Source organism: Streptomyces iranensis, from assembly GCF_017874715.1.
Taxonomy (GTDB): domain Bacteria; phylum Actinomycetota; class Actinomycetes; order Streptomycetales; family Streptomycetaceae; genus Streptomyces; species Streptomyces iranensis.
Map to the genome: position 1 here is coordinate 124,394 of NZ_JAGGLR010000015.1, position 26,574 is coordinate 150,967.

The 26,574-nt window shown below is 72.1% G+C and carries 22 protein-coding genes; 10 read left to right on the plus strand and 12 right to left on the minus strand.

Going from position 1 to position 26,574, the window contains the following annotated elements; genetic code table 11:
- Positions 1-335 precede the first annotated feature (335 nt).
- Complete coding sequence (locus J2Z30_RS26820; RefSeq protein WP_044581783.1) at positions 336-1,625, plus strand: hypothetical protein; 1,290 nt, start codon at positions 336-338, stop codon at positions 1,623-1,625.
- A gap of 64 nt (positions 1,626-1,689) precedes the next feature.
- Here J2Z30_RS26820 and J2Z30_RS26825 read toward each other — a convergent pair whose 3' ends face one another.
- From J2Z30_RS26825 to J2Z30_RS26835, 3 genes are read right to left on the minus strand one after another with little or no spacing between them, the layout of a single operon-like run.
- A complete protein-coding gene (locus tag J2Z30_RS26825) occupies positions 1,690-2,562 on the minus strand; it encodes an ABC transporter ATP-binding protein (RefSeq protein ID WP_107073341.1) in 873 nt (290 codons plus the stop codon).
- Positions 2,559-3,731: a FecCD family ABC transporter permease gene (locus tag J2Z30_RS26830; RefSeq protein WP_372453305.1), complete on the minus strand. Its 1,173-nt coding sequence runs from the start codon at positions 3,729-3,731 to the stop codon at positions 2,559-2,561. The genes J2Z30_RS26825 and J2Z30_RS26830 overlap by 4 nt, the downstream gene beginning before the upstream one ends.
- Complete coding sequence (locus tag J2Z30_RS26835) at positions 3,728-4,852, minus strand: FecCD family ABC transporter permease (RefSeq protein WP_372453306.1); 1,125 nt, start codon at positions 4,850-4,852, stop codon at positions 3,728-3,730. Before J2Z30_RS26835 ends, J2Z30_RS26830 begins: the two co-directional genes overlap by 4 nt.
- 66 nt (positions 4,853-4,918) lie before the next feature.
- On the opposite strand from J2Z30_RS26835, the gene J2Z30_RS26840 reads away from it, so the two are divergent.
- On the plus strand, positions 4,919-5,560 hold the full coding sequence (locus tag J2Z30_RS26840) for an HAD family hydrolase (protein ID WP_044573665.1): 642 nt from the start codon (positions 4,919-4,921) through the stop codon (positions 5,558-5,560).
- A 127-nt stretch (positions 5,561-5,687) separates the two neighbouring features.
- Here J2Z30_RS26840 and J2Z30_RS26845 read toward each other — a convergent pair whose 3' ends face one another.
- Positions 5,688-5,996, minus strand: a complete 309-nt coding sequence (locus J2Z30_RS26845; RefSeq protein ID WP_044581787.1) for a hypothetical protein — start codon at positions 5,994-5,996, stop codon at positions 5,688-5,690.
- Positions 5,997-6,164: 168 nt separating this feature from the next.
- Here J2Z30_RS26845 and J2Z30_RS51050 point away from each other — a divergent pair, with 168 nt between their 5' ends.
- Entirely contained in the window at positions 6,165-6,548 is a 384-nt protein-coding gene (locus J2Z30_RS51050; protein ID WP_014177506.1) for a cold-shock protein, read from the plus strand.
- A 156-nt stretch (positions 6,549-6,704) separates the two neighbouring features.
- Here the strand turns inward: J2Z30_RS51050 and J2Z30_RS26855 are convergent, their stop codons facing one another.
- The 4 genes from J2Z30_RS26855 to J2Z30_RS26870 all read right to left on the minus strand — a co-directional run bounded on the left by J2Z30_RS26855 (position 6,705) and on the right by J2Z30_RS26870 (position 10,845).
- Entirely contained in the window at positions 6,705-7,559 is an 855-nt protein-coding gene (locus J2Z30_RS26855) for a 1,4-dihydroxy-6-naphtoate synthase (protein WP_372453307.1), read from the minus strand.
- A 56-nt stretch (positions 7,560-7,615) separates the two neighbouring features.
- Positions 7,616-8,497 carry a futalosine hydrolase gene (mqnB, locus tag J2Z30_RS26860; RefSeq protein WP_044573670.1) on the minus strand — a complete coding sequence of 294 codons (882 nt, stop codon included), beginning with the start codon at positions 8,495-8,497 and terminating at the stop codon, positions 7,616-7,618.
- A 124-nt stretch (positions 8,498-8,621) separates the two neighbouring features.
- A complete protein-coding gene (locus J2Z30_RS26865) occupies positions 8,622-9,128 on the minus strand; it encodes a hypothetical protein (RefSeq protein ID WP_044573673.1) in 507 nt (168 codons plus the stop codon).
- Positions 9,129-9,300: 172 nt separating this feature from the next.
- The gene (locus J2Z30_RS26870) at positions 9,301-10,845 is read right to left on the minus strand and encodes an MFS transporter (protein ID WP_044573676.1); all 1,545 of its coding nucleotides are present in this window, start codon (positions 10,843-10,845) and stop codon (positions 9,301-9,303) included.
- A gap of 442 nt (positions 10,846-11,287) precedes the next feature.
- On the opposite strand from J2Z30_RS26870, the gene J2Z30_RS26875 reads away from it, so the two are divergent.
- Positions 11,288-12,193: a DUF3027 domain-containing protein gene (locus J2Z30_RS26875; RefSeq protein ID WP_044573682.1), complete on the plus strand. Its 906-nt coding sequence runs from the start codon at positions 11,288-11,290 to the stop codon at positions 12,191-12,193.
- A 948-nt stretch (positions 12,194-13,141) separates the two neighbouring features.
- Positions 13,142-16,786, plus strand: coding sequence for a sacsin N-terminal ATP-binding-like domain-containing protein (locus tag J2Z30_RS26880; protein WP_044581789.1), 3,645 nt, complete (start codon positions 13,142-13,144; stop codon positions 16,784-16,786).
- Positions 16,787-16,841: 55 nt separating this feature from the next.
- On the opposite strand, the gene J2Z30_RS26885 is transcribed toward J2Z30_RS26880, so the two are convergent.
- Positions 16,842-17,660 (minus strand): SAM-dependent methyltransferase, encoded by an 819-nt coding sequence (locus tag J2Z30_RS26885; RefSeq protein WP_044573686.1) that lies wholly within the window; start codon positions 17,658-17,660, stop codon positions 16,842-16,844.
- Positions 17,661-18,006: 346 nt separating this feature from the next.
- A complete protein-coding gene (locus J2Z30_RS26890) occupies positions 18,007-18,288 on the minus strand; it encodes a DUF2530 domain-containing protein (protein WP_044573689.1) in 282 nt (93 codons plus the stop codon).
- A 190-nt stretch (positions 18,289-18,478) separates the two neighbouring features.
- Here J2Z30_RS26890 and J2Z30_RS26895 point away from each other — a divergent pair, with 190 nt between their 5' ends.
- From J2Z30_RS26895 to thpR, 4 genes are all read left to right on the plus strand, one after another.
- A complete protein-coding gene (locus tag J2Z30_RS26895) occupies positions 18,479-19,948 on the plus strand; it encodes an NCS2 family permease (protein ID WP_044573691.1) in 1,470 nt (489 codons plus the stop codon).
- A gap of 303 nt (positions 19,949-20,251) precedes the next feature.
- Complete coding sequence (locus tag J2Z30_RS26900) at positions 20,252-20,713, plus strand: MarR family winged helix-turn-helix transcriptional regulator (RefSeq protein WP_044573694.1); 462 nt, start codon at positions 20,252-20,254, stop codon at positions 20,711-20,713.
- Positions 20,714-20,932: 219 nt separating this feature from the next.
- Positions 20,933-22,270 (plus strand): MFS transporter, encoded by a 1,338-nt coding sequence (locus tag J2Z30_RS26905; protein ID WP_044581790.1) that lies wholly within the window; start codon positions 20,933-20,935, stop codon positions 22,268-22,270.
- Positions 22,271-22,475: 205 nt separating this feature from the next.
- On the plus strand, positions 22,476-23,069 hold the full coding sequence (gene thpR / locus J2Z30_RS26910) for an RNA 2',3'-cyclic phosphodiesterase (RefSeq protein WP_044573696.1): 594 nt from the start codon (positions 22,476-22,478) through the stop codon (positions 23,067-23,069).
- A gap of 262 nt (positions 23,070-23,331) precedes the next feature.
- Here the strand turns inward: thpR and J2Z30_RS26915 are convergent, their stop codons facing one another.
- Positions 23,332-24,327: an aldo/keto reductase gene (locus tag J2Z30_RS26915; protein WP_044573699.1), complete on the minus strand. Its 996-nt coding sequence runs from the start codon at positions 24,325-24,327 to the stop codon at positions 23,332-23,334.
- Positions 24,328-24,608: 281 nt separating this feature from the next.
- Positions 24,609-25,160 carry a Trp biosynthesis-associated membrane protein gene (locus tag J2Z30_RS26920; protein ID WP_044573703.1) on the minus strand — a complete coding sequence of 184 codons (552 nt, stop codon included), beginning with the start codon at positions 25,158-25,160 and terminating at the stop codon, positions 24,609-24,611.
- 365 nt (positions 25,161-25,525) lie between these two features.
- On the opposite strand from J2Z30_RS26920, the gene J2Z30_RS26925 reads away from it, so the two are divergent.
- Complete coding sequence (locus J2Z30_RS26925) at positions 25,526-26,530, plus strand: membrane protein (RefSeq protein WP_044573706.1); 1,005 nt, start codon at positions 25,526-25,528, stop codon at positions 26,528-26,530.
- Positions 26,531-26,574 lie beyond the last annotated feature (44 nt).

The following is a 26,574-nucleotide window of genomic DNA, read 5'->3' on the forward strand; positions in this document are numbered from 1 at the left end:
GGCACCCCGCGGCCACGGTCACCCCGGCCACGGTCACCGCGGCCACCGTCGCCCCGGCCACGGTCGCCGTGGCCGCCGTCTCGTGGGCCGCCGCCCCGGGGGACGCGATCCTGTGGACCGCTGTCCCCGTGGCCGGTGTCTGCGGGCAACTCATGCCTCCCGGTTGCGCGAGCTGGTCTCTTCGGGCATGTCAGCCCTCTCGATTCCATGAACTGCTCATTCGATCCACAGTACCCGCGGGGTGCGGGACAGAGGGGATGCGGCGGGATTCCGGTTCCGCGCGGTACGGTCGGAGCCGACTGATACGCCGACGGTGCGCATTCTCAGGGGTCTTGGTGGGGATCGAGAGCGAAAAGCTCGTCTACGACTATCTGAGCCGTGTCGGTGACCTGGCTCAGCAGCAGGGTCTGTCGTCCGGTGAACGTATGCGGCTGGTATCCGGGCTCCGTGCCGATATCGACCATCGCCGGGCGACCGGAGGGGCGGACAGCCCGGCCGGGGTGAAGCGGATCCTGTCCAAGCTGGGCTCACCGGCCGATGTGGTGGCCGCCGCGGGTGGCCGAGGCCCCGATCCGGGATCGGGGGGAATGGTTGGTGAGCCCAGTACGGAGGGCAGCGGTGCGGGCAGCGGTGCGGGCGGCGGTGCGGCACCGCGAGGGGCCGCCGGGGCGGCGCGGGCGGCCCGCGACAAGCTGGCCGGGCTCGCCAAGAGCAGCGGTCTCACCGGTAAGGTGCCCGCCCCGCGCGAGGAGGACGCCCCGGGGGCGCCCGGCACCGGCCGGAACGGGGACGGCCGCGCCCACCGCACTTCGGGCGACGGCGCCGCCTCCCTGATCAAGCCGAGGCCCGCCACCCCCGCCACGCCCCCGTCCAACGCCGCCTCGCCGCCGCACCTCGCGGGCGAGGACGAACTGGGCCCGCGCGAGTCCGACATGGACTGGTGGCACGTTGAGCCGAGCCCGTTCGCCCAGCCCGAGCAGCGCGACGCGCAGTATGGCGCGGTCGAGGGGTTCACCGGCGGGATCGAGATCCCCGAACTGCTCGGTAAGGGCAAGTCGGCCGAGCAGGAGCGCCAGGAGCGGCGCGAGGCCGAGGAGAAGGCGGCGGCGGAAGCGGCCGAGGCCGAGGCGGACGCGGACGCGGAGGCGAAGGCGGAGGCCGGGGCCAAGAAGGCGGAGGCCGGGGGCAAGCAGCGTGGCGGACTGCGCCGCGTACTGCTCGGGCCCGGTAAGGCGGGTAAGACGGCCGGTCAGCCCGCGGGCGGGGGCGGCGTTCCCACATGGCTGTCCGGGCTCGGCCCGGTGCTGCTGGTGGCGGTCGGACTCCTCGTGGCGGGCGCCGCCCTGGGCAACATCATCCTGATCGCCTTCGGCTGGGTGATCGCGTACTACAGCACCTACCGCCGCTCCTCTGCCGAGGCGAAGTGGGCGGCGCTGGGCATGCCAGGCCTGGTCGCGGCCGGGGCCGCGATCTGGCTGTATGGCCGAGCCGACGGCAAGTGGGGCGAGCCGATCCCCGAGCACGGCTGGAAGGACGCCCTGACCGAGACCTGGCCCTACGTCGTCCGGGGCGCCGCCATCGCATCGGTGCTGTTCCTCCTCTGGCGCGCGAGGCGCAGGCGCTGACGCGAGCGAGGTGCAAGGGCTGACGCCGGGCGCGTAAGCCTCTGGCGGGGGCCAGCCCCTCCGCTCAGCCTTGCTCGGCGGCCTGCCAAGGCGTGCCCGGGACGACCAGGGGGCTGCCGGTCACCGGGTCCGGGACGACCACCGAGTCGAGGCCGAAGACCTCGTGCACCAGCTCCGCCGTGACGATGCCCTCCGGGCGGCCGCGTGCCACGATGCCGCCGCCCTTCATCGCGATCAGATGGTCGGCGTAGCGGGCGGCCTGGTTGAGGTCGTGGAGGACGGCGACGACCGTACGGCCGCGTTCGTGGTTGAGCTGGCGCACCAGGTCCAGCACCTCCACCTGGTGGGAGATGTCCAGATACGTCGTCGGCTCGTCCAGCAGCAGCAGATCGGTCTCCTGCGCGAGCGCCATCGCGATCCATACGCGCTGCCGCTGCCCTCCCGACAGCTCGTCCACCGGGCGGTCGGCGAGCGCCGTCACGTCCGTGCGCTCCATGGCGTCCGTGACGGCCCGTTCGTCCTCCTCCGACCACTGCTGCCACCACCGCTGATGCGGTTGGCGGCCACGGGAGACGAGATCGGCGACGGTGATCGCCTCGGGCGCGACCGGGGTCTGCGGGAGTAGCCCCACGGACTGGGCGATCTTCTTCGTCGGGATGCGCGCGAGATCCGTGCCATCGAGGAGCACGGCGCCGCCGCGTGGCCGCAGCAGCCGCCCGAGGGCGCGCAGCAGGGTGGACTTGCCGCAGGCGTTGGGGCCGACGATGACCGTGACCTCGCCGTCGGGTATCTCCAGGTCCAGCCCGTCCACGACGGTGCGGTCCTCGTAGGCGAGGGTCAGCTCGCGTGCGGTGAGCCGGTTCGGCCGGTTCGCGGAAGCGGTCTCCGTCGGGCTGGTCTCCGGGCTCGTTCCCGTTGTGGACGCCGAAGCGCTCATGCGGCGGTGCCTCCCTTACGGCCGCGTCCCCCGGAAGACAGCAGCAGGTGGATCAGATACGGGGCGCCGACCGCCGCCGTCAGCACACCCACCGGCAGTTCGGTCGGCGCGAACAGCTTGCGGGCCAGCAGATCGGCGGTGACGACGATGAACGCTCCGGTCAGGGCCGAGCACAGCAGCGGGATCTGGGCGGTCCGGGTCATCCGGCGGGCGATCTGCGGGGCGAGCAGTGCTACGAAGTCCACCGGGCCGGCCGCGCCTGTCGCCATCGACGCGAGTACGACGCCGAGGGCCACCAGACCCAGCCGCGCCCGCCCGAGCCGTACGCCCAGCGCGGTCGCCGTGTCGTCGTCCATGGACACCGTGCGCTGCGCCCGCGCCGCCCACAGCACACCGGGCAACAGCACCAGCAGCGCCCAGCCGAGGGGAGTGGCCTCGCCCCAGCCGCGTCCGTTGAGCGAACCGGTCATCCACACCTTTGCCTGCTGGGCCACGAGATAGTCGCCCTTGGTCAGGAAGAGATGGGTGATCGAGCGCAGCGCGACGGCGAAGCCGATGCCGATGAGCACGAAGCGGGCCGCTTGCAGCCCGCCGCGCCAGGCGAAGACGTACACCAGCGCGGCGGCGGCGAGACCGCCCAGGACGGAGAGGTACGGCAGGACGGCGTAGGAGCTGACCCCGTAGGTCATCGCGCCCACGGTCACCGCGCTCGCGCCCTGGCTCACGCCGATGATGTCCGGGCTCGCGAGGGGGTTGCGGGCCACCGTCTGGATCAGCGCGCCCGCGATGCCGAAGGCGGCGCCGACCATCAGGCCGAGCGTCATCCGGGGCAGCCGCAGCGTGCCGACGACGAGGTCGTTCGGGGTGGCCTGGCCGAGGCCCCACTGGGTGTGCAGGACGGCCTTCACGGCGTCGCCGGGGGCGATGAAGCTCTCGCCTACGCACAGATACGTCACGCAGGCGGCGGCGGTGGCCAGGGCCAGGCCGATCGCGACGAGGGCCGAGCGGCGGTGCAGCAGGAACGATCCGCCACGTCCGCCATGCCCTCCACGACCTCCGCCATGCCCTTTGGCCTTGATGCGGATCAGGCCGTACCCGGCCGGGCGGACCCCCGGGCGGCCCCCCGCGCGGACCGTACGGACGTCGGTACGGCTCTCCAGCGCGCTCACGCGGCCACCGCCTTCCGGCGCACCAGCGTGACCAGGAAGGGCACCCCGATCAGCGCCGTCATCACGCCCGCCGGGACCTCGCTCGGCGGGAAGACGACCCGGCCCACCACATCCGAGACCAGCAGCATCACCGGGCCGATCAGGGCGGCCATCGGCAGTACCCAGCGGTGGTCGGTACCGACCACCGCGCGGGCGATATGGGGGACCGCGAGGCCGATGAACGCGAGCGGACCGGCGGCGGCGACCCCGACGCCGGTGAGGATCGTGGCGCCGAGGGCGGCGACGATCCGTACGACCCCCACGTTCTGGCCGAGCCCCTTCGCGACGTCCTCGCCGAGCGCCAGCGCGTCCAGACCGCGTGCCACCGCGATCACCAGCACCGTGCCGACCAGCAGGAACGGCCAGATCTGGCCGACGATCCCGGTGTCCCGCCCGGCGAGTGAGCCGATCTGCCAGAAGCGGAACTCATCCAGGGCCGCCGCCTTCGTCGTCAGCACGCCCGTCGTCACCGACACCAGCAGGGCGTTGATCGCGGCGCCGGAGAGCGCGAGTTTGACCGGGGTCGCGCCGCCCCGCCCGCTGGTGGCGATGGCGTAGACGGCGACCGACGCCAGCCCCGCGCCCGCGAAGGCGAACCAGACGAAGCCACTGAGCGTGTGCACCCCGGCGAAGGCGATCGCGAGCACCACGCCCACCGAGGCCCCCTGGCTGATGCCGAGGATGCCGGGGTCGGCGATCGGGTTGCGGGTGACGCCCTGCATCACGGTGCCCGCCATGGCGAGCGCAGCGCCGACCATCAGCCCGATGAGGGTGCGTGGCAGTCGCAGGGACAGCACGATGTCGGCGGCGTCGCTCGAACCGCCGTGCAGCAGCGCGTCCAGGACCGCGCTCGGCGCGATCTGGCGGCTGCCCACGGCGAGGCTCAGCAGAACGGCGAGCAGCAGGGCGACGACGGCCGCGGCCGTCCAGCCGAGGCGGCGGCGGACCAGGGAGGCGCGGACCGGAGAGGTGGGGGCCGGAGAGGTGGACGCCAGAGAGGTGGGGGCCGGGGAAGTGGGGGCCGGGGAGGCGCGGACCAGGGGGGCTCTGGTAGGGCGGTTGCTGGTCCGGTCGGCGGTCATCGCGTCCGTTCGCTCGTCGGCTACGAAGTTAGGCGAGGCTAAGTGTATGGGGTGGGCCGAGGCACAATGGCGGGCATGTCTTCGCACTCCGCTCTCACCGTCGGCTTCGACCTCGACATGACCCTCATCGACTCCCGGCCGGGCATCAAGGTGGCGTTCGAGGCGCTCTCGGCCCGGACCGGCACCTACGTCGACTCCGACCTCGCCATCACCCGGCTCGGCCCGCCGCTGGAGCAGGAGCTGGCGCACTGGTTTCTCGATGAACGCGTCGAGGAGATGGGCGAGCTCTACCGCGAGCTCTACCCGGAGTACGCGATCGCGCCCACCCAGGCCATGAAGGGGGCGCGGGAGGCGATCGAGGCCGTGCGGCGGGCGGGCGGCCGGGCCATCGTCGTCACCGCGAAGCACGAGCCCAACGCCAAGCTGCACCTGAGCCACCTGGGCATCGAGGCGGACGCGGTCATCGGCTGGCTGTGGGCCGAGGCCAAGGCGGAGGCGCTGCGGGAGTACGGGGCGACGGTGTACGTCGGGGACCACACGGGTGACGTACGGGGCGCCCGTACGGCCGGTGCGCTGTCCGTGGCGGTTGCCACCGGGCCCTGTGCGGTGGATGAGCTGCTCACGGCCGGCGCGGATGTCGTGCTGGACGATCTGACGGCGTTCCCGGCCTGGCTGTCGGGCTACATAGGCGACCGCACGGCGGGCTGATCCGCCCAGCTCACGAGTTCACGAGTTCATCAGCTCACCAGCTCGTGAGCCCACCAGCTCATGAGCCCACTAGCTCAGCCAGTTCACCAGCTCAGCCAGTTCACCTGATGCACCCGGTTCACCCGATTCACCCGGACGGCGGTACGGGTGGCCGTGACACCCGGGCGGCGGCCGCGGCCTCCCGCCGCTGTGCCGCGATGGAGCGCAGCAGCCCGACGGCGGCGAGAGCGAAGCCGACGCCCATCAGCATGCAGACGACGTACGCCACCGAGGGCAGCGGATCCGCGCCCAGGAAAAGCGGCGCGACGGTGACGAGCGTGGCCACCGCTCCGATGGCGAAGACGATGACGCCGGACCGGATGAGCCGGTCGCCGGGAAGGGGCGCCTCTCGAGGGTGGCCGGGGGAGCCGCCGCGGTGCGGGGTTTCATTACTCACCGGACCAGGGTAGATCCGTGCCAGAGCGCGCATAGGAACCACCCGGGTACGTCTTGTCACCAGGCTCGGGACCATTAGCCTTGGTGGTGGCGGGTCTTACGACCCGCTGTAGTGCTATCGAGAGCTGTTTTTCCGTGTTTTCCGACGAGCGACGAGGACGAGACAGACGTGCCTACCGGCAAGGTCAAGTGGTTCAACAGTGAGAAGGGCTTTGGCTTTCTCTCCCGCGATGACGGTGGCGACGTCTTCGTTCACTCGTCGGTGCTTCCGGAAGGCGTCGACTCACTGAAGCCGGGGCAGCGCGTGGAATTCGGCGTGGTGGCCGGAAATCGCGGGGATCAGGCATTGTCCGTCACCGTTCTCGATCCGACTCCCTCCGTTGCGGCCGCCCAGCGCCGCAAGCCGGACGAGCTGGCGTCCATCGTCCAGGATCTGACCACCCTGCTGGAGAATGTGACGCAGCAGCTGGAGCGCGGCCGCTATCCGGACAAGGCACACGGCCACAAGATCGCGGGCATGCTGCGGGCGGTGGCCGACCAGCTCGACGTCTGACCCGAGTCCGGTTTGAATTCGACCTGAGTCTGGTTTGAGGCTGGTCTGAGTTCGACCTGAGTGGCCCGGCGCGCATCGGCACATACGACATCTCGTCAGCGGAGCCGGATGGATATCCATCCGGCTCCGCTTGACGTGGGACCACTTGCCGAAGCGTCAGAACGCGTCCAGCGCCCCGGGTCCGAGGGGCGGTACCAGCCCCTCGGCCGCCGCGCGGGTCAGCAGCCCGCGCACCGCGGCGTAGCCGCTCTCGCCGAGGTCGGCGGTGAACTCGTTGACGTACAGCCCAATGTGCTGATCGGCGACGGCCGGGTCCATCTCCTGGGAGTGGTCCAGGACATATGCCCGCGACGCCTCCGGGTCGTCCCAGGCCATCCGTACCGATGTCCGGGCGGCGTCGGCGAGCTCCCGCAGCCGCTCGGCGCCCAGCGAGCGCTTGGCGATGATCGCGCCGAGTGGGATCGGCAGACCGGTGGTCTGCTCCCAGTGCTCGCCCATGTCAGCCAGGCAGTGCAGTCCGTAATTCTGATAGGTGAACCGGGCTTCGTGGATGACGAGCCCGGCGTCGACCTCGCCGTCCCGCACCGCGGGCATGATCGCGTGGAACGGCAGCACCTTGATCTCGCCGACCCCGCCCGGCACCTCGGCGGCGGCCCACAGCCGGAAGAGCAGATACGCGGTCGAACGCTCGCTCGGCACCGCGACCGTCTTCCCCGCCAGATCCTTGCCGGTGAGCTGCTGCCCATCGCCGGGCTGCCGCGAGAGCACCAGCGGACCGCAGCCGCGGCCGAGCGCGCCGCCGCAGGGCAGCAGCGCGTAGTCGTCCAGCACCCACGGCAGTACGGCGTACGACACCTTCAGTACGTCGAACTCACCGCGCTCGGCCATCCCGTTGGTGATGTCGATGTCCGCGAAGGTGACATCGAGCGCGGGCGCGCCGGGGACGCGGCCGTGGGCCCAGGCGTGGAAGACAAAGGTGTCGTTGGGGCACGGGGAGTAGGCGATCCTCAAAGGCCCAGTCAATGGCGCAGCCAAAGGCTCAGTCAGGGGATCGCTCAGGGGCTCAGTCACTGCCGGGCTCCTTCCGGGTCAAAGGTCCAGGTGCCGAGGAGGGGAGCGATGGTCGCGAAGGCGCCCGTGAGCGCATCGAGTGCCTCCCCGATCCGCCAGGCCGCGCGGTCGCGCGGTCCGACGGCGTTGGAGACGGTCCGTACTTCCAGGGCGGGCACGGACTGGGCCGCGGCGGCCTCCGCGACGCCGAAGCCCTCCATGGCCTCGGCGACGGCGCGCGGATGGCGGCGCAGCAGCTCGGCGGCCCGTTCGGCGCTACCGGTCACGGTCGACACGGTGAGCACGGTGCCGCGCACGGCGTCCGTCGCCTCGGCGACGGCGGCGACGAGCGGGGCGGGCGGGAGGTGTTCGACGGTTCCGAAGCCCAGGTCGGTGACGGCGGCGAAGCCGTCGGGGGTCTCGGCGCCCAGGTCGGCGGCGACGATGGCGTCGGCGACGACGACGGAGCCGAGGTGTGCGGCGGTGGGCGCGGTGGCGGCGGGCGCTGGGGTGGAGATCGCTGCGGTAGAGGGCGCTGCGGTGCCGGGCGTTGTGGCGGCGGGCCGCGCCGTGGCTGTGGGCCGCGCCGTGGCTGTGGTGGCGGGCAGCGTGGTGGTGAAGCCGCCACCGATACCGGCCGATACGGCGAGGTCATAGGGGGTGCGGGCGACCGCGGCCGCGGCGAGGGCGGCGGCGGTTCCGGCCGCCGCGGCCGCCGGGCCGACCCCAGCGGCCAGGACGTCCACGGTGAGCGGCGGCCCGGTGGGCGGCGCCGGGCTCAGCCGGTGGAGCACCCCGCCGGGGACGGGGAGTTCGGCCAACTCGGGGGCCGTGGCGCCGACGCCCCGTACGACGGCGTCCCGCTCGGCTGGTACGGCCGTGACGATCAGTACGCGCATGGGTGGCTCCCCCCTGTCACATACAACCCTGTCACGGCGCGGCCGGTTGCCCGGTGCGACCGGGCCCAGCCCTGCGGAGTTCCGCTCGTCAGGAGTCCCGTCGGGAGTCCCGTCGGGAGTCCCGTCAGGAGTCCCGTTCCAGCGTGAAGCGCCAGATGCCCTTGACGCCCTGGCTGCTCTTGCCGAGCTCGGCGACCGTGATCGTGACCTTCTTCTCGAGCGTGGTCTGGCCGGTCTGCGGGTTCTGCTTGGCGAAGAGCGTGTCGCTGTCGAAGCTGCGGTACGTCTCCTTGCTCGCCTCGGCCATGACCGGGTTGTTGGCGATCAGGCCCCAGCTGGACTTGGCGATCTCGGGGTCCACCCCAAGCCGCACCTTGTCCCCAGAGGTCACCTTGATCGTCTTCTCGGGCTTGGCGGACAGGCAGTCCTTGAACTTCTTCGAGCTCAGGTCCTTGCCGTCGCCGTAGCAGCCGTTGCTCGCCTCGGTCGTCACGGTGTTCGAACCGACCGTCACCGTTGCCAGCGGGGTCGGCTTGTCGCAGGCGGAGAGGGCGACGAGCCCGAGGGACACAGCACAGGCGGCGGTGACGGCGCGGCGGCCCTTGCCCCTGGAAAACAGCGCAGCGGTCATGCGGGCAGGCTATCTGGCCCCATCGATCGCCTCGCGCGCGGGTACGACTCGCCGACGGCGGTCCCGCCAGGGACGCACGCCTCCGGTAGCTCCCAGAACTCACGCCGCCCGTAGTTCCAGAACTCACGCCGCGCGTTGCGCCCAGAACTCAGCCACCCGTAGCCCCCAGAACTCATGCCACCCGCGGATACGGCGCCCCCTGCCGGGAGGCGCTCAGCAGTCCGCGGACGCTCAGCGCCGTGCCCAGCGCGATCACCGCCGCGGCGACCGCCATCCCCAGCACTCCGTGGAGCGGCAGCACGATGCCGATGGCGCCGCCGACGACCCACGCCATCTGGAGCGTCGTCTCGGAGCGCGAGAACGCCGAGGTGCGGACCTCCTCCGGGACGTCACGCTGGATCAGCGCGTCCAGCGACAGCTTGCCGAGCGCCTGGGAGATCCCGGCCGTGGCGGCCACGGCGGCCACCGTCACCGCGCCGTAGAGGGCCGCCGACACGATGAGCACGCCCAGGGCGGAGCTCAGCACCACCGCGATGATCAGTTCCGGGCCGCGCGCCCGCAGCCAGGCGCCGATCGCGGTACCCAGCGCGTTGCCGCCGCCCGCGCAGACCGCGGCCAGGCCGAGCGAGATCTCGGGGCCGAGTCCGCCCAGCGGCTGGTCGCGGAGGAGGAAGGCGAGGAAGAGGGTGAGGAACCCGGACAGTGTCTTCAGCGCAGCACACGCCTGTAGGGCGTGCAGTACGGAGGGGCCGACCGTACGGAGGCCGGGCCGCCGGGACCGCCCCCTCCAGAAGGCGGTCCGCGAGAAGGCGGTCCGCGAGAAGGCAGTCCGGGAGAAGGCAGTCCGGGAGAAGGCGGTCCGGGAGAAGGCGGATCCGTCCCCACCGACCGCCGGGGCGGTCCTGGCCCTGCCCACCCTGGCCTTGGGTTTACGCACCGTGACCGGGAGATGCAGATGGCGCTGCCCCGAGGTCAGCTGCGCCCTGGCCTCGCCCTTCGAGGAGTCCACCTTGTGCGGCAGGGTGAACGACAGGAATCCGCCCAGCAGGAAGATCGCGGACGCCCCGTACAGCGGCCAGCTCGGCCCGATCTGATGCAGCCCGGCCCCCAGCGGGGCCGCCGCGCCGGTGGCGAGCAGCCCGGCCAGGGTGACCCGTGAATTGGCCTTGACCAGGGAGAAGTGGGGTGGGAGCAGCCGTGGAACGACGGCGGAACGGACGACTCCGTACGCCTTGGACGCCACCAGCACGCCCAGCGCCGCCGGATAGAGCTCGAGCCCGCCGCCCGCCACCGCGCCCGCCATCGTCAGCGCGAGCACCACGCGGGTCAGCATCGCGCCCGCCATCGCCGCGCGGCGGCCGTGCGGAATGCGGTCGAGCAACGGGCCGATGACGGGGGCGAGCAGCGCGAACGGCGCCATGGTGATGACCAGGTAGAGCGCGACCCGGCCGCGGGCCTCGTCGGTCGGGACCGAGAAGAAGATCGTGGAGGCGAGGGCGACGGTGATCAGCATGTCGCCCGCGGAGTTCACCGCGTGCAGTTCGATCAGCTTGCCGAGCCCCGACTCGCCCGCGCCGTGGGCGTGGGTGGCCCGGCGGATGCCGCGCCCGGCCGCGGTGAAAGGGAGGCGCAGCGCGAAGGGGAGACGGAGCGCGTGGACGATCCAGCGGCCCGACCTCCTGGTCGAGCCGCCGCTGTACCACCGCGTTCCTGCCACCTGACCATGGTGCAGCCCAAGCGGCCGAAGCGTCAGACCTTCGACGGCTTTCCGGATGGCGGCGCCGTCGGCGGAGATCGGCAACACCCCGCTGTCCAGCGGAAATGCTCTTTCGCGGGGGCTTCGCGGGGGCTTCGCGGGGGCGCGCGGGGAGGGGGCGTACGGCACCGTGGCGGGAGGTGAGGATGAGACGGGGGTAGGGCCGGTGCGGCCGGACAAGGTAGCGTGCGTAACCGCGCCACCGAGGGTCGTTCCTGGCCGTGTGCCGAGTAGCCATCCCGCAGAATGGGACGTACAAGGTGCGCCCGAAGGCCGGATGGGCGCGGACGTCGACGCGGCCCCATGGTCCGCTCCGTCCGCGGTCCCGCGACGGCCGTACGGCTGGCGCACCAGGTCAGACGGCTGCGACGGCGTGGAAGAGAGAATCGATCCTGTGAGTGCGATGCGAAGCCGTACCCCCGACCGCCTGTGCGCCGAGGCGGTCGAACTCGCCCGCGAGGCGGCCGTGGAAGCCGCCCGTCCGGGGCAGGTGGGCGAGTATCTGGGCGCTGTCGCCGAGGGCGACCGCGTGGTCACGCATCTCTTCGAGAGCCCCGAGCCGGGCTATCGCGGCTGGCGCTGGGCGGTCACGGTGACCCGCGCCTCCCGTGCGAAGGCCGTCACCCTGGACGAGACGGTGCTGCTCCCCGGGCCCGACGCGCTGCTCGCGCCGGAGTGGGTGCCCTGGAGCGAGCGGCTGCGCCCCGGCGACATGGGGCCGGGCGATCTGCTCCCCACCGAGGCCGAGGATCTGCGCCTGGAGCCCGGCTACTCGGGCGAGGACGCCCCGCCGCCCAACTCCGCGGTCTCGGAGGAGATGCAGCAGCTCGCGGCGGTGGAGGAGGCCGATGTGACGGTCGGCGCCCCCGCGGCACAGACCGCCACGCCTACGGCCGGCTCGATCGCGGCCGTCGCCGAGGAACTGGGCATGCGCCGCGCCCGGGTGCTGTCCCGCTACGGCCTCCACGTCGCGGCCGACCGCTGGGACGAGGCGTACGGCCCCAAGACCCCCATGGCCCAGGCGGCCCCCGGCACCTGCGCGAGCTGCGGCTTCCTGGTGGCCCTCGGCGGCTCGCTGGGGCAGGCGTTCGGGGTTTGCGCGAACGAGTTCAGCCCGGCGGACGGCCGCGTCGTCTCCCTCTCGTACGGCTGCGGCGCCCACTCCGAGGCCGCCGTCATGCCCAAGCCGCCCCGCCCGGCCGCACCCGTAGTCGACGAAACCGTCGTCGAACCCCTTCCCCTCCACCCGGACCGCACGAGCGGCTCTGTCGAGCCGGACACGCCCCCAGAGGAGCTCGGCCACAGCTGAGGAGCGCGGGGCCCGCCCCACGCCGTCCCTGGCCAGGTGCTGGGGAATGCCGTGCCTGGCCCCGCCGCTGGGGAACGCCGCCCCCGGCCAGGCTGCTGCAGAACGGCGGCCCCGGGGTCGGAGCCCGGCGCACGGTCGCCGCGACGGCGGCTGCGGACTCCCGCCCCGGCGGAGGCGCGCGCTCCAGTGCGTCGCGGCGCCAGCGTCCCCGGCCTCTTGCGGTGTCAGCGGTCCCGGCCCCTCGCGGCGCGAGCGTCCCCGGCCCCTTGCGGCGTCAGCGCCCCCGCCCCCTCGCGGCTGTCGCCTCGTCGGCCGACGGCCGTCGGCCGACGGCCGCTGGTCGCCGTAGCCCCGGACACGCCGCCTCTCGGACTCGCCCGGCGACGTGTGGGCAGGGAGGGGTCAGGTCCCAATGGGGAGTCCGGCCCCCCGGTTCGCCCTCACCTGGCGGTCTTCCCACAGGGTGCCGCCCCCCGGCCGGGGCTGCGGTGCCCAGGGGCGCCTATGGGGGTCCGGCGGACCACGCGGCGGAGCCGCATATCGATGCCTTCCCCTCCCTGCCCCTCCCCGTTACCAGGGGCTTCGCCCCTGGACCCCGGGGTCTGGGGCGAAGCCCCAGTTGTGGGAAGGGGCGGGGAGGGGAACAGCCCGCCGCAGGCGCCAAGATCTGCCGCACATCCCCTGGGGCAAGCGGCGTACCCGAGGCAGGAACCGGGTGGGACGGGGCCCGCGGGCCCCGAGGTGAGGGGGAGAATCCGGTTGTGTGGGGCCCGGGGCGTCGTTTGGGGCCGGATAGCGGTACGTTCGCGGCTAGCAAGGGCGGCACGTCAGGGAACGGCGAGCGCGGTGGGGGGGATCCGCACCGCGGGGGACTCGGCGGTGTGGCGCCGTGGCGCAGGACGGACCCCGACCAGGAACTTCCGGAGGCGAGACGTGAGCAGCACGGCGATGGTGCGAGGCGCGACCGAGGACGCGGACCCGTTCGGGACCGCGCGGCTGCGGCGCGGCGTGCTGGACGCCTGGGCCGCGTCGCCCGCCCGGTTCCGGGAGGACGCCAACGCCGAGGAAGACCTGGCGCTGGGCGGCCACCGGGACCGGCTGGTCGTCGAGATGGCCCAGAACGCGGCGGACGCCGCCGCCCGCGCCGGGGTGCCCGGTCGGTTGCGGCTGACCCTGCGGCCGGCCACGGACGGCGAGCCCGCCGTGCTGGCCGTCGCCAACACCGGGGCGCCGCTGGACGCGGCGGGCGTCGAGTCGCTGTCCACCCTGCGGGCGTCGGCCAAGCGGGACGATCCGGAGAGCGCGGTCGGGCGGTTCGGCGTCGGCTTCGCGGCGGTGCTCGCGGTGAGCGACGAGCCCGCGGTCGTGGGCCGCACCGGCGGGGTGCGCTGGTCGCTGGCCGAGGCGCGGGAGCTGACCCAGCGCGCCGCTGCCGCCGGCCCCGGCCTCGCCGAAGAACTGCGCCGCCGCGACGGCCACGTCCCCCTGCTGCGGCTGCCGCTGCCCGCCGAGGGGAGCGCTCCGGAGGGCTACGACACCGTCGTGGTGCTGCCGCTGCGCGACGGCGCCGCGCTGGACGTGGCGGAGCGGCTGCTGGCCGGGATCGACGACGCGCTGCTGCTGACCCTCCCCGGCCTGGCCGAGGTCGTGGTCGAGACCGTCGAGGGCACCCGGACGCTGCGCCGCCGCCAGGACGGCCCGTACACCGTCGTCGAGGACAGCGGCGAGCGCGGTACGAGGCGCTGGCGCACCGAGAGCGTCGGCGGGCGGCTGGAGCCGGAGCTGCTGGCCGACCGCCCGGTGGAGGAGCGGCTGCGCCCGGTGTGGTCGGTTACCTGGGCGGTTCCGGTGGACGCGGAGGGCGCGCCGACGCGGCCCGCGACCGCCCCGGTGGTCCATGCCCCGACGCCGACCGACGAGCCGCTGGGCATGCCCGCGCTGCTGATCGCGTCCTTCCCGCTGGAGCCCACCCGCCGCCACACCGCCCCCGGGCCGCTCACGGACTTCCTGCTGGACCGCGCGGCCGAGGCATACGCGACGCTGCTGCGCGACTGGCATCCGGTCTCGGTCGGCTCGATCGACCTGGTCCCGGGCCAGCTGGGCCGGGGCGAGCTGGACGGGGAGCTGCGCCAGCGGGTGCTGGAGCGGCTGCCGAGGGTGCCGTTCCTGCCCAGCGCCGCCGCACCGGCGGTCGGCGTGGGCACGGAGGACGCGGCCGTGGCCGAGGCCGCGGCGGGCTGGCTCGGCTCGCCGGAGGCGCTCGGCCCGGACGCCGCCCAGGGCGGCCCCGCCGCGGGGGAGCCGACTGCCGCCCCGCCCGCGCCCGCCCCGGCCGACTGGGACGACGACGTGCTGGCGCGCGGCGGCGCCGAGGGCGAGCCGTACGCGCTGCGGCCCCGGGACGCCGAGATCGTCGAGGGCGCGGGCGCGGAGACGGTGGAGGTGCTGGCCGAGCTGTTTCCGACGCTGCTGCCCGCGGGTCTCGAGCGCCGCTCGGAGCTGCGGGTGCTGGGCGTGGCCCGGGTGCCGCTGGGCGAGCTCATCGACCGGCTCGCGGGGGTGGAGCGCGCCCCGGCCTGGTGGCGGCGGCTGTACGACTCGCTGGGCGGCATCGACCCGGACCGGCTCAGCGGGCTGCCGGTGCCGCTGGCGGACGGCCGGACGACGATCGGGCCCCGGCAGGTGCTGCTGCCGCTGCCGGGCGAGACCGACGGCGACCTGGACAGCCTGCACGGCCTCGACAGCGGCGGCGGCCTGCACAGCCTGGACAGCATCGGAACCGCCGAGTCCGCCGGACCGTTCGAGTCCGCCGTCACCACCGAGCCCGCCGGACCGTTCGAGTCCGCCGGAACCGCCGAGTCCGCCGGAACCGCCGGGCCTGCCGGAATCGCCGGGCCTGCCGGAACCGTCGAGTCCGGCGCGCCCGCGCGGACCCCCGAGCGCGGCGCCGCGGTCAGCGATACGCATCGCACCCTCGCTCGCCTCGGTCTGAAAGTTGCACATCCGGACGCCGCCCATCCGCTGCTGGAGAAGCTCGGCGCGACCCCTGCCACGCCCCGCGCCGTGCTGACGACCCCCCAGGTTCGGACCGCCGTCGCGCATTCGCTGGAGGCGGAGGACGAGTACGACCCGTTCGCGGAGGAGGGCGAGGGCGGCCTGGGCGCGGCGCTGGACGCCGACACGCTGGCCGACACCGTCCTCGGCCTGGTCCAGCAGGCCCGGCTGGCGCCCGGCGACGAGCCGTGGCTGGCCGCGCTCGCGCTGCCCGACGAGGACGGTGAGCTGGCCCCGGCCGGTGAGCTGGTCCTCCCCGGCAGCGCCTTCGAGCAGGTCATGCGGGAGGGCGAACTGGCCGCGTGCGACGTCGAGCTGGCCGAGCGCTGGGGTGAGCAGCCGCTCGCCGCGGTCGGTGTGCTGGCGGGCTTCACCCTGGTCAGGGCCGCCGATGTGGTGCTGGACCCGGATGAACTGGAGCCCCGCGAGGGCGACTTCACCGAACCGGACGACGCCGGTGTGCTGGACGCCGTCGACGTGTGGTGCGAGGACGTGCTGGACCGGCTGCCGGAGACGCCGGTGCCGCCGGTGGCCACCGAGATCGTGGCCGTACGCGACCTGGACCTGGTCGACGACGAGGCCTGGCCTCGGGCGCTGGCCATGCTCGCCCAGCCGCCGCTGCGCGACGCGCTGACCGCGCCGGTGCGGGTGCTGCTGCCGGACGGCACGACGGAGATCGTGCGCTCGTACACCGCGTGGTGGCTGCGCGGCCATCCGGTGCTGGACGGCCGCCGCCCCGCCGGGCTGCGCGCGGCCGGGGGCGATCCGCTGCTGGCCGGGCTGTACGAGGCGGTGGACGCGGCCGGGTTCGAGGACGAGCAGGTGCTGCGGGCGCTGGGCGTACGGACCTCCGTCGCCGCGCTGCTGGACGAGCCGGGCGGCGCCGCCGAACTGCTGGCCCGCCTCTCCGACCCGGATCGCGAGGTGGCCCCCGCCCAGCTGCACGCCATCTACGGGCAGCTGGCCGACCTGGAACCCGAGCAGGTGACCCTGCCGGATGAGCTGCGCGCCGTCGTGGACGGTGAGCCGACGGTGGTCGAGGCGGGCGAGGCGCTGGTCGCGGACGCCCCGGACCTGATGCCGCTGGCCGAGGCGGACGGCCGGGCGCTGCTGCCCGTACGGCCGACGCGGGCGGCGGAGCTGGCCGAGCTGTTCCAGGTGCGGCGGCTGAGCGAGGCGTACCCGGCGCGGGTGACCTCACAGGGCGATCCGCATGAGGTGCCCGAGGCAGTCCGCGAACTCCTCCCGGGCGCCCCGCTGTCGTACATCGAGCACGAGGAACTGCTGATCGAGGGCGCGGGCGCGGGTGAGGGCGCGGGCCCGGGTGACGGCGAAGGCGCGGGCGCGGGCGCGGGCCCGGTTGAGATCGAGCTGGACTGGCGGTATGTGGACGGCACCCTGCACGCCTCGACGGTCGAGGGCGTCGCGGCCGGGCTGTCCTGGGCCGCCGGCCACTGGGCGCGCCGGTTCGAGGTGGCGGCCCTGCTGGAGGATCTGACCCGTACGGAGGAACTGGCGCGGGCCCGCTGGTTCGACTGAGGGGCGCGCGTACGGGGCGTGCGCGGGCCTTGCCCTGGGGCAAGGCCCGCCCCGGTCAGGGCTTGCGTGCCACGCCCGCGAAGATCCACAGCTCCCTGGCCTCCGCCTCGGCCCTGGCCTGCTCGCCGTCGGGCTTCCAGCGGTGCGGCATCACCACGCCCGGATCGACCAGCTCCAGCCCGTCGAAGAACGGAAGGATCTCTTCCTGGGTGCGTCCCTGCACATGGATGCCGCTGCTGCGGTAGAGGTTGGTGACCGCGTCCGAGACCCCGGGGCGGGGGTCGAGCGCCCCGTGCGAGAGCACGAGATAGCTGCCCGAGGCCAAGGGCTCGACCAGTTGGCGCACGATCTCGTACGGCTTCTGCTCGTCCGCGATGAAGTGCATGATCGCATTCAGCGACAGGGCGACCGGCTGGGACAGATCGAGGGTGTCGTTCAGATCTTCGGCGGACAGGATCCCCTCCGGATCGCTGACGTCCGCGTGGATGTAGGCGGTGCGGCCCTCGGGCGTGGAGAGCAACAGGGCCTGCGCGTAGGCCAGCACTATCGGGTCGTTGTCCGCGTAGACGACCCGGGAGCCAGGGGCGGCCTTCTGGGCGACCTGGTGGAGGTTGGGCTCGGTGGGGATGCCGGTGCCGATGTCCAGGAACTGCCGTATGCCCGCCTCGCCCGCGAGCCAGCGGGTCGCGCGGTGCATGAATGACCGGTTGGCACGGGTCCACGGCTTGACGTCGGGCCAGACGGCCTCGACCTGTTCGGCGGCGTGGGTGTCGACCGCGTAGTGGGTCTTGCCGCCCAGGAAGTAGTCATACATGCGGGCCGAGTGCGGCTTACTGGTGTCGATCTCATCGGCACGAAAGCGGTTACCGGTCATATCCCTCACATTACTGGTGAGTTGACGACCACAAGACGGTAGTTCTCGAACAAAGTGCCCGTCGTGAGGCTTCCGCAACATTGTGAACGACCCGTGAAGATCGTACAGTTGGCCCGTCCGGCTCCGCCCGCGCGTCCTTGCGGCGGGGCCCTCATCTTTCTGTGCGCACCACTTTTCAGTGCGCAGCGCGGACGGGTGAGCGGGTGCGTCATGAGGAGGGGAGCGCGCCCGCACACCAGGCCAGGGCGCCGGACCGCTGCCGGGGGCGGCGGACGGTCCGGCGCCGCGCCGTCACGGGCGCCGCCTTGTGCGCGCTCGGGGGGTCGCGTCGGCCTCGGGGGGCGCGTCAGCCGTTCTGCGCGTCGGCCGTCCGCGCGTCGCCGTTCCGCGAGTCCCGGCGGATTGCCGCCTCCCGGGCCCGTACGTACCAGATGCCGAGCAGCCCGAGGCCGCCGCCGGCCAGGCAAGTCCACAGCCACCACAGATGTCCGTGCTCGTGGAACCAGCCGTAGAAGGGCAGCTGGGCGAGGAAGAGGACGAACCACACGATCGTGCCGCCGGTGATCGTGGCCACGACATTGCCCTCGAGGGGCTCCGGCGCCTCGTGCTTGGGGGTCCACTTCGTCATGGCCACAGCTTAAGGGGGCCGGTCATGGGCCCGGCCGGGGCCGTGCCGGACCTCACAGGGGCCTCGACGGGACCGGTTTGGCGATCGGACCTTGATAGTTTCATACTGAATACTTCTGGGTCTGAGTGGAATGTCTTGTTCGATCGTCCAAAGGGCCCGCTGTTGATGTTCACGCACACTGAGGTCCTTCATGTCCCCCTCGGCCACCGCGCCGGTCGACGCCAGTAAGCAGCAGGCTCCGACTCCCCCCGCCAACGGCATCGACAAGTTCTTCAAGATCAGCGAGCGTGGTTCCTCGATCTCCCGGGAGATCCGGGGCGGACTGGCCACGTTCTTTGCGATGGCCTACATCGTCGTACTGAATCCGATCATCCTCGGGGCCGGTACGGACAAGTTCGGGCATCAGCTCAACAACGGCCAGCTGGTCACCGCCACCGCCCTGATCGCGGGCCTGACCACGCTGCTCATGGGGATCATCGGCAACGTCCCCATCGCGCTCGCCGCGGGCCTCGGCATCAACGCCGTGGTCTCGCTGCAGCTCGCGCCCAAGATGAGCTGGCCGGACGCGATGGGCATGGTGGTGCTCGCGGGTCTGGTGCTGATGATCCTCGTCGCCTCGGGGCTGCGGCAGCGGGTGATGGACGCGATCCCATCCGGGCTGCGGCGGGCGATCGCGATCGGCATCGGGCTCTTCATCGCCCTGATCGGCCTGGTCGACTCCGGCTTCGTCAGCCGTAACCCCGACTCCGCGCACACCACCGTCCCCCTGGGCCTGGGTATGGCCGGGCGGCTGCAGGGCTGGCCGGTGCTGGTCTTTGTGGCCGGTCTCGCGCTCACCTTCATCCTGATCGTCCGCAAGACGCGCGGCGCGATCCTGATCGGCATCGTGACCATGACCGTGGTCGCGATCGTGATCAACTCCCTGGCCCAGATCCCGGACGCCCAGTGGGGGCTGACCATTCCCTCGGTGCCGGAGAAGGTGGTCGACACCCCGGACTTCGGCCTCGTCGGCGATGTCAGCCTCTTCGGCGGCTTCCATGAGGTCGGCCTGCTCACCGGCTGTCTCTTCGTCTTCACCGTGCTGCTGTCCGGCTTCTTCGACGCGATGGGCACGATCATCGGCGTCGGCGAGGAGGCCGGGCTGACCGATGAGCGCGGTCAGCTGCCGGGCATGGGCCGGATCCTGATGATGGACGGCGTCGCGGTCGCGGGCGGCGGCTTCGGCTCGGCCTCGGCCAACACCTGCTTCGTGGAGTCCACGGCGGGCGTCGGGGAGGGGGCGCGCACCGGACTCGCGAACGTGGTGACCGGCGCGCTCTTCCTGCTGGCGCTGGTCTTCACCCCGCTGGCCAAGGTGGTGCCCTCGCAGGCCGCGACCCCCGCGCTGGTGGTCGTCGGCTTCCTGATCATGGCGGCGAACGTCAAGGAGATCGACTGGAGCGATTCCACGATCGCGATCCCGGCCTTCCTGACCATGATCTCGATGCCGTTCACGTACAGCATTACCAACGGGATCGGGCTGGGCGTCCTCTCGTTCCTGCTGCTGCGCATCGCCACCCGGCGGACCCGGGAGATCCCGTGGCTGCTGGGCGCGGTGGGGCTGTGCTTCCTGGTGTACTTCCTGCTCAACCCGATCGAACAGGCACTCGGCGTCTCCTGAGCCGAGCTCGGTCCGGCTTGAGCCGAGCTCAGCCCCACCTGGGTCGGGCCCGGTCCCGCCTGAGCCGAGCTCAGCCCCGCCTGAGCCGAGTCGTCGTCCAGCCCCCTGGTGTACGTGGTCACGCCGTCCCGCGCCCTGGCGCATGAGCGTTCCGCCCTGAGCGCCCAGGACCCCCGTGGTCCTGGGCGCTCATGCGTGCCGCCGTACGTCACTACCCGGAGTCAACTCACTCGTTCGGGTGAAATAGAAATAGGGATGTCACCAGGGTTTCATTAGACGAGGTAATGAGTTATGCTAAAGACCATGCCCGATCTGTCCCGCCCCCAGCACCAGGCGGAGGCGCCCCCCGATGACGCGGCCGCCGTGAGTGCCCTGCGGTCCGGGGTGATGCGTCTGTCGCGGCGGCTCAAGCACCAGCGGGTGGACGAATCGCTCAGCCCGACCGAGATGGCGGTCCTGGGCACGCTGGCCCAGTGCGGCTCCGCCACCCCCGGCGAGCTGGCCCGCAAGGAGCACGTCCAGCCGCCGTCGATGACCCGCATCGTGGCGCTGCTGGAGGCCAAGGGACTGGTCAGGCTCGAACCGCATCCGGAGGACCGGCGGCAGAAAGTCGTCTCGCCGACCGAGCGGGCAGAAGCCATGCTCGAAGAGAGCCGACGCAAGCGCAACGCCTGGCTGGCCGAGCTGGTCGGGGAGCTGACCGAGGACGAGTGGGACGTGCTGCGCGCCGCCGCGCCCGTGCTGGAGAAGCTCGCGCATATGTAAGAACCACCCGAGACAGCCAGGAGGCGAACGCACTTGAGTACGGGACCCGGAGCAGACTCCGCACCCGCACCGAAGAACCCCGCAAACCCCGGAAGCCCGGGATCCCCCGGAACCTCCGGACCCCCAGGAGCTCCGGGAATCTCCGGACCCCCCGGAACCCCGGGAATCTCCGGAACCCCGAGAACCCCCGCGACCCCCGGAACGCCCGGAACCCCGGGAATCTCCGTATCCGACCCCGCGCCCGCCGTCACCGGGGGGCGTACCCGGGGCGGGACCTTCCGTTCGCTGAGGATCCGCAACTACCGCCTGTTCGCGACCGGTGCCATGATCTCCAACACCGGCACCTGGATGTCACGGATCGCCCAGGACTGGCTGGTCCTGAGTCTCACCGGCTCCTCCACCGCGGTCGGCATCACCACCGCGCTGCAGTTCCTGCCCATGCTGCTCTTCGGCCTCTACGGCGGGGTCATCGCGGACCGATGTCCCAGGCGCCGGCTGCTGCTGTTCACCCAGACCGCGCTGGGGCTGTGCGGGCTCGCCCTCGCCACCCTCACCCTCAGCGGCCATGTGCAGGTCTGGCACGTCTATCTCATCGCGTTCCTGCTCGGCATGGTCACCGTCGTCGACAACCCGACCCGCCAGGTCTTCGTCAACGAGATGGTCGGCCCCAAGGACCTGCGGAACGCGGTCAGCCTCAACTCCGCGAACTTCCAGTCCGCCCGGCTGATCGGCCCGGCGGTCGCCGGTGTGCTGATCACCGCAGTGGGCAGCGGCTGGGCCTTCCTGATCAACGGAGTCTCCTTCGGCGCCCCGATCATCGGGCTGCTGCTGATGCGCACCAGCGAGCTGCACAAGGTCGAGCGGGCGCCGCGCGGCAAGGGACAGCTGCGGGAGGGGCTGCGCTATGTGGCCGGGAACCCCGATCTGATCTGGCCGATCGTGCTCGTCGGCTTCATCGGCACCTTCGGCTTCAACTTCCCGATCTGGCTGAGCGCCTTCGCCGACGATGTCTTCCACGCCGGGCCGGGCACGTACGGCCTGCTCAACACTCTGATCGCGATCGGCTCGGTGACGGGCGCGCTGCTCGCCGCCCGGCGGGTGGTGGCCAGGCGGCGGCTGCTGGTCGGGGCCGCGCTGATGTTCGGCGTGCTGGAGATGGTCGCGGCGGTCACCCCGTACTTCTGGCTCTTCGCGGCGCTCATGGTGCCGATCGGGATCTTTAGCCTGACGTTCAACGTGACCGCGAACTCCAGCGTCCAGCTCGCGACGGATCCCGCGATGCGGGGCCGGGTGATGAGCCTGTTCATGATGGTCTTCGTCGGCGGTACGCCGATCGGCGGCCCGCTCGTGGGCTGGGTGACCGACACCTACGGCGCGCGCATCGGCTTCGCCGCGGGCGGCCTGATCTCGGCGGCCGCCGCGGCCGCGGTGGGGCTGATCCTGGTCCGGTCCGGCGGCCTGCGGGTGAAGCTGGACCTGCGCCGGGGCCGCCCGCATGTGATCTTCGTGCCGCGCACGCCTGAGACGGAGGAGAAGCCGCTGGCCGCCACGGCCTGAACCGCCCGCCCCTTTGGCCTCGCCGGGGCTCCGCCCCGGGCCCCGGCCCCGCTCCTCAAACTCCCCCAGCTACCGCTGGGAGGTGCCCCCTGGAGGGGCTGAGTTGCCAACCCCGGAGGGGCTGAGTCACAACCTCCGGCGGGGCTGAGTTGCCAACCATCTGAGGGGCTCCAGCTCCCCACCCCCGGTGCGGGAGACTGGGCGGATGAGACTCTTCGCCGCCGTGTTGCCGCCGGAGGCGGCCGTCGCCGAGCTGGCCGCGCGGGTCAAGGCGCTCCGGGCGCTGCCGGGGGCGGACGGGCTGCGCTGGACCGAGCGGGAGGGCTGGCATTTCACGCTCGCCTTCTTCGGCGAGGTGGCCGAGGACGTACTGCCCGAGCTGCACACCCGGCTGGCCCGCGCCGCCCATCGGCACCGCCCCCATGAGCTGCGGCTCGCGGGCGGCGGCCGGTTCGACGACCGGGTGGTGTGGGTGGGCGCCGACGGCGACAGCGAGGCCCTGCGGCGGCTGGCCGACTCCGCCGAGGCGGGGGGCCGACGGGTCGGGGTCCCGATGGACCGGCACCGCCCGTACCACCCGCATCTGACCATCGCCCGAGCCCGCTCCTCGCGGCACGGCTCCCCGCGCCACGGCTCCGCCACCAGCCTCGCGCCGTACGTGGACGGGCTCACGGACTTCGCGGGCCGGGAGTGGACCGTGGGCGAGCTCAGCCTGGTGCGGAGCCATCCACCCGCCCCGGGCGTCCCCGGGCAGCAGCCGCGCTACGAGGTGGTGGCGGCCTGGCCGCTGGGGCACTGAGCGGTCGGGCTAATCTCGAGGTGTGGACCCCAAGACCAGAAACATGATCATGAGCGGCGCGCTGGTGCTGATTCTCGTCGTCGTCGCCGCGGCGGCCGCCCTCGGAGGCTGAGAAGGAGGGGGTGTGGGCCGCGCCGCGGCCCACACCCACACCCCATAGCTCTTGCCCTCGGCTGCCAGGCGCCGCTGGGCTGCTAGAAGCCTCCGGGCTGCCAGGAGCCGCTGGGCTGCCAGGCGCCCTCGGCTGCCAGGCGCCTCTCGGCTACCAGGCGAACGCCTCCGGCGACGGCCCCGGACCCGGGAAGATCTCGTCCAGCTCCGCCAGCACCTCCTCGCCCAGCTTCAGCTCCGACGCCCGTACCGCCGACGCCAGCTGCTCGGCCGTGCGCGGACCCACGATCGGACCGGTGACCCCGGGCCGGGTGAGCAGCCAGGCCAGGGCCGCCTCGCCGGGCTCGATGCCGTGCTTGGCCAGCAGGTCCTCGTACCGCTGGACCTGATCGCGCACCGTCGCGTTCTTCAGCGCGTCGGCACTGCGCCCGGACGTGCTGCGCGAACCCCCGCCCTCGCGCTCCTTGCGGAGCGCTCCGCCGAGCAGCCCGCCGTGCAGCGGCGACCAGGGGATGATGCCCACGCCATAGCCCTGCGCGGCCGGGATGACCTCCATCTCGGCGCGGCGCTCGGCCAGGTTGTACAGGCACTGCTCGCTGACCAGCCCGTACGAACCACGGCGGGCCGCGGTCTCATTGGCCTGGGCGATGTGCCAGCCCGCGTGGTTGGAGGAGCCCGCGTAGACGATCTTGCCCTGCTGTACGAGGACGTCGATGGCCTGCCAGATCTCGTCCCACGGGGTGGAGCGGTCCACGTGGTGGAACTGGTAGAGGTCGATGTAGTCCGTGCCGAGCCGCTTGAGGCTGGCGTCCACGGCCCGGCGGATGTTCACGGCCGAGAGCTTGTCGCTGTTGGGCCAGGGCTCACCCTCGGCGGCCATGTTTGCGTACACCTTGGTCGCGAGGACCGTCTTCTCGCGCCGCCCGCCACCCTTGGCGAACCAGCTCCCAAGGATTTCCTCGGTGCGGCCCTTGTTCTCGCCCCAGCCGTACACATTGGCGGTGTCGAAGAAGTTGATGCCCGCGTCGAGCGCGGCATCCATGATCGAGTGGCTGTCGGCCTCCTCCGTCTGCGGACCGAAGTTCATGGTGCCGAGGACGATACGGCTGACCTTGAGACCCGTGCGTCCGAGCTGCGTGTACTCCATGGGGATCAGCCAAGCCGTTGGAGTGCGCTCTAATCAAGGGGGACGGGCCGGGTGCTCGGTCATCGGTGGCGGCAGGGCCCCGGCCGAGAATTCCCCGTGGAAAACCCGAAAGCCCGCTTTTTGGCCCCCCGTGCGGTCAAAAAGCGGGCGTCTTGGGTTTTGCGGCTCCGGTCGGAATTCAATCGGGCGTGATCGCCGGAGATGGCCGCAGAATATGGTCGCCGAACGCGACCGGTCTTTTCTGATTACCGGGCGGATTACCGGGCGGATTACTGAGCGGATTACCGAGCGGCGCGGGACTTCATAAAGCCGAGAACGCCGAGGGCCAGGGCCATCAGTGCGCCGATCAGGACCATGTAGAGCCCCGGCCCCGCGGTCATGTCGTACAGCTTCGAGGCCTGCTCCACCGCCTTCTCCGCGACCTGCTGCGACACCCCCTCCTCGTCCTTCAGCTTCTGGATGAGCAGCCGCTCGGGGTCCGCCATGTTGATGACCGCGACGATGGCCATGGCCAGCCCCAGAACGCCGCCGACCAGGTAGAGCGCCGCCTTCTTGGTGGCCATGGCGGCGATGAACAGGATCGCCGCGACCAGGGCGATGATCAGCGTGATGATGCCGTCGCCGTCGATGCCCTTGATGCCCCCGGTGGCGCCCTCGGCGTCGGAGACCACCCAGTTCACCATGGAGCCGACCAGTGCGATGACCGAGCCGACGATCGCGAAGATCGCGATCTTCTTGGACGGCGCGGCCGGTGCCGCACCGTGGCTCGGGGCACCGGCGGAATGTGCGGGCGGTGCGGTTTGCGCATAAGAGGACTGGTTGTATTCGCTCATGAGCCCAGACCGTAAGCGGGGCCTTTCTGCATTGCAATGCCGCCGCCCGCTATGCCGTCAATGACCGATAAATTTCTCGCCGAAATAATCCCCGGATGAGATCAAATAATCTCGGGGTTATTTCGGGGTGGTCGCCCGCACAAATAATTGACAGACGTTATCTGCCCGTGATCGCGGAAGTCATGCACGATCACGGAAGTCGGGCTTGATCACGGGAGTCAGGCTGGATCGCGGGAGCCGGGCGTGGGCGGATGGCTGGGCGGAAGGCGGGTCCCCTGCCCAGGCGGCAGCCATGCGTGGCCGGAGGGGCCCCTCGGCGTGGTTCCGGCGCCGGACGCCCCCGGCGGGATGGCAGGCTTGGGCCCATGCGTCCGCTTCCGTTCGTACTCGGTGCCGCCGCGCTGCTGGCCGTGTCCGCAGCCGCCCCGGCCACCGCCGACGACTCGTCGTCGCCGTCCACCTTCACGATCCAGGATTCACGGATCACCGAGTCCAGCGGTCTCGTCGCGAGCCGCCTGCACCCCGGTGTCTACTGGACGCACAACGACAGCTCGGACGGCCCGTACGTCTACGCGGTGGACGGCAGGACCGGGAAGACGGTCGCGCGAGTCACCCTGCGCGGGATAGGGGATCCCCGCGATGTGGAAGCGATCTCGATAGGGCCGGACGGCAATATCTACGTCGGCGACATCGGCGACAACCTGGGCGGTCAGTGGTCCCATGTGTGGATCTACCGCTTCCCGGAGCCGAAGCGACTGAAGGACACCACCGTCACCGCGACCCAGTTCACCGTCAAGTACCAGGGCGGGCCGCGCGACGCCGAGGCGTTGATGGTCCATCCCAAGACCGGCCGTGTCTACATCGCCAGCAAGAGCGACGAGGACGCCGGGCTGTACGCCGGACCGACCACGCTGAGCCCGTCGGGGGTGAATGTCTTCCAGCGGGTCTCCGACCTCGACATGGAGGTCACGGACGGGGCGTTCTCCCCGGACGGCACCCGGCTGGTGCTCCGCGGCTACTTCTCGGCCGCCGAGTACCGCTGGCGGAACGGAAAGCCGACGCGGCTGGAGGAGGAGCCGGGGCTGCCGATACAGCGGCAGGGCGAGTCGGTCACCTTCACCCCGGACGGCGGCACCCTCATGTACGGCACCGAGGGCGCGGGCTCCAAGGTGACGCCGGTGGATCTCGGCGGGGAGCTGCTGCCGGACGCCACCGCGAAGGAGCAGAAGAAGGACGGAAAGTACTCCGACCGCGTCGACGGCAAGCTCACCGACGACGACAAGAACGGCAACCTGGTCAAGGCCGGGCTCACCTTCGTCGGCGCGCTGGTGGTGTTCCTGGGGCTGCGCAAGCTCTTCCGCCGGAGCTGATCCCGGAGCTGATCCCGGAGCTGATCCCGGGGCTGGTCGTCAGC

What these genes read in the sequence shown, in the direction of transcription:
- J2Z30_RS26825 (WP_107073341.1), bottom strand. Translation starts at nt 2,562, where the DNA reads ATGAGCGCTTCGGCGTCCACAACGGGAACGAGCCCGGAGACCAGCCCG.
- J2Z30_RS26835 (WP_372453306.1), bottom strand. Translation starts at nt 4,852, where the DNA reads ATGACCGCCGACCGGACCAGCAACCGCCCTACCAGAGCCCCCCTGGTC.
- J2Z30_RS26840 (WP_044573665.1), top strand. Translation starts at nt 4,919, where the DNA reads ATGGCGGGCATGTCTTCGCACTCCGCTCTCACCGTCGGCTTCGACCTC.
- mqnB (WP_044573670.1), bottom strand. Translation starts at nt 8,497, where the DNA reads ATGCGCGTACTGATCGTCACGGCCGTACCAGCCGAGCGGGACGCCGTC.
- J2Z30_RS26865 (WP_044573673.1), bottom strand. Translation starts at nt 9,128, where the DNA reads ATGACCGCTGCGCTGTTTTCCAGGGGCAAGGGCCGCCGCGCCGTCACC.
- J2Z30_RS26875 (WP_044573682.1), top strand. Translation starts at nt 11,288, where the DNA reads ATGCGAAGCCGTACCCCCGACCGCCTGTGCGCCGAGGCGGTCGAACTC.
- J2Z30_RS26880 (WP_044581789.1), top strand. Translation starts at nt 13,142, where the DNA reads ATGGTGCGAGGCGCGACCGAGGACGCGGACCCGTTCGGGACCGCGCGG.
- J2Z30_RS26885 (WP_044573686.1), bottom strand. Translation starts at nt 17,660, where the DNA reads ATGACCGGTAACCGCTTTCGTGCCGATGAGATCGACACCAGTAAGCCG.
- J2Z30_RS26890 (WP_044573689.1), bottom strand. Translation starts at nt 18,288, where the DNA reads ATGACGAAGTGGACCCCCAAGCACGAGGCGCCGGAGCCCCTCGAGGGC.
- J2Z30_RS26895 (WP_044573691.1), top strand. Translation starts at nt 18,479, where the DNA reads ATGTCCCCCTCGGCCACCGCGCCGGTCGACGCCAGTAAGCAGCAGGCT.
- J2Z30_RS26900 (WP_044573694.1), top strand. Translation starts at nt 20,252, where the DNA reads ATGCCCGATCTGTCCCGCCCCCAGCACCAGGCGGAGGCGCCCCCCGAT.
- thpR (WP_044573696.1), top strand. Translation starts at nt 22,476, where the DNA reads ATGAGACTCTTCGCCGCCGTGTTGCCGCCGGAGGCGGCCGTCGCCGAG.
- J2Z30_RS26915 (WP_044573699.1), bottom strand. Translation starts at nt 24,327, where the DNA reads ATGGAGTACACGCAGCTCGGACGCACGGGTCTCAAGGTCAGCCGTATC.
- J2Z30_RS26920 (WP_044573703.1), bottom strand. Translation starts at nt 25,160, where the DNA reads ATGAGCGAATACAACCAGTCCTCTTATGCGCAAACCGCACCGCCCGCA.
- J2Z30_RS26925 (WP_044573706.1), top strand. Translation starts at nt 25,526, where the DNA reads ATGCGTCCGCTTCCGTTCGTACTCGGTGCCGCCGCGCTGCTGGCCGTG.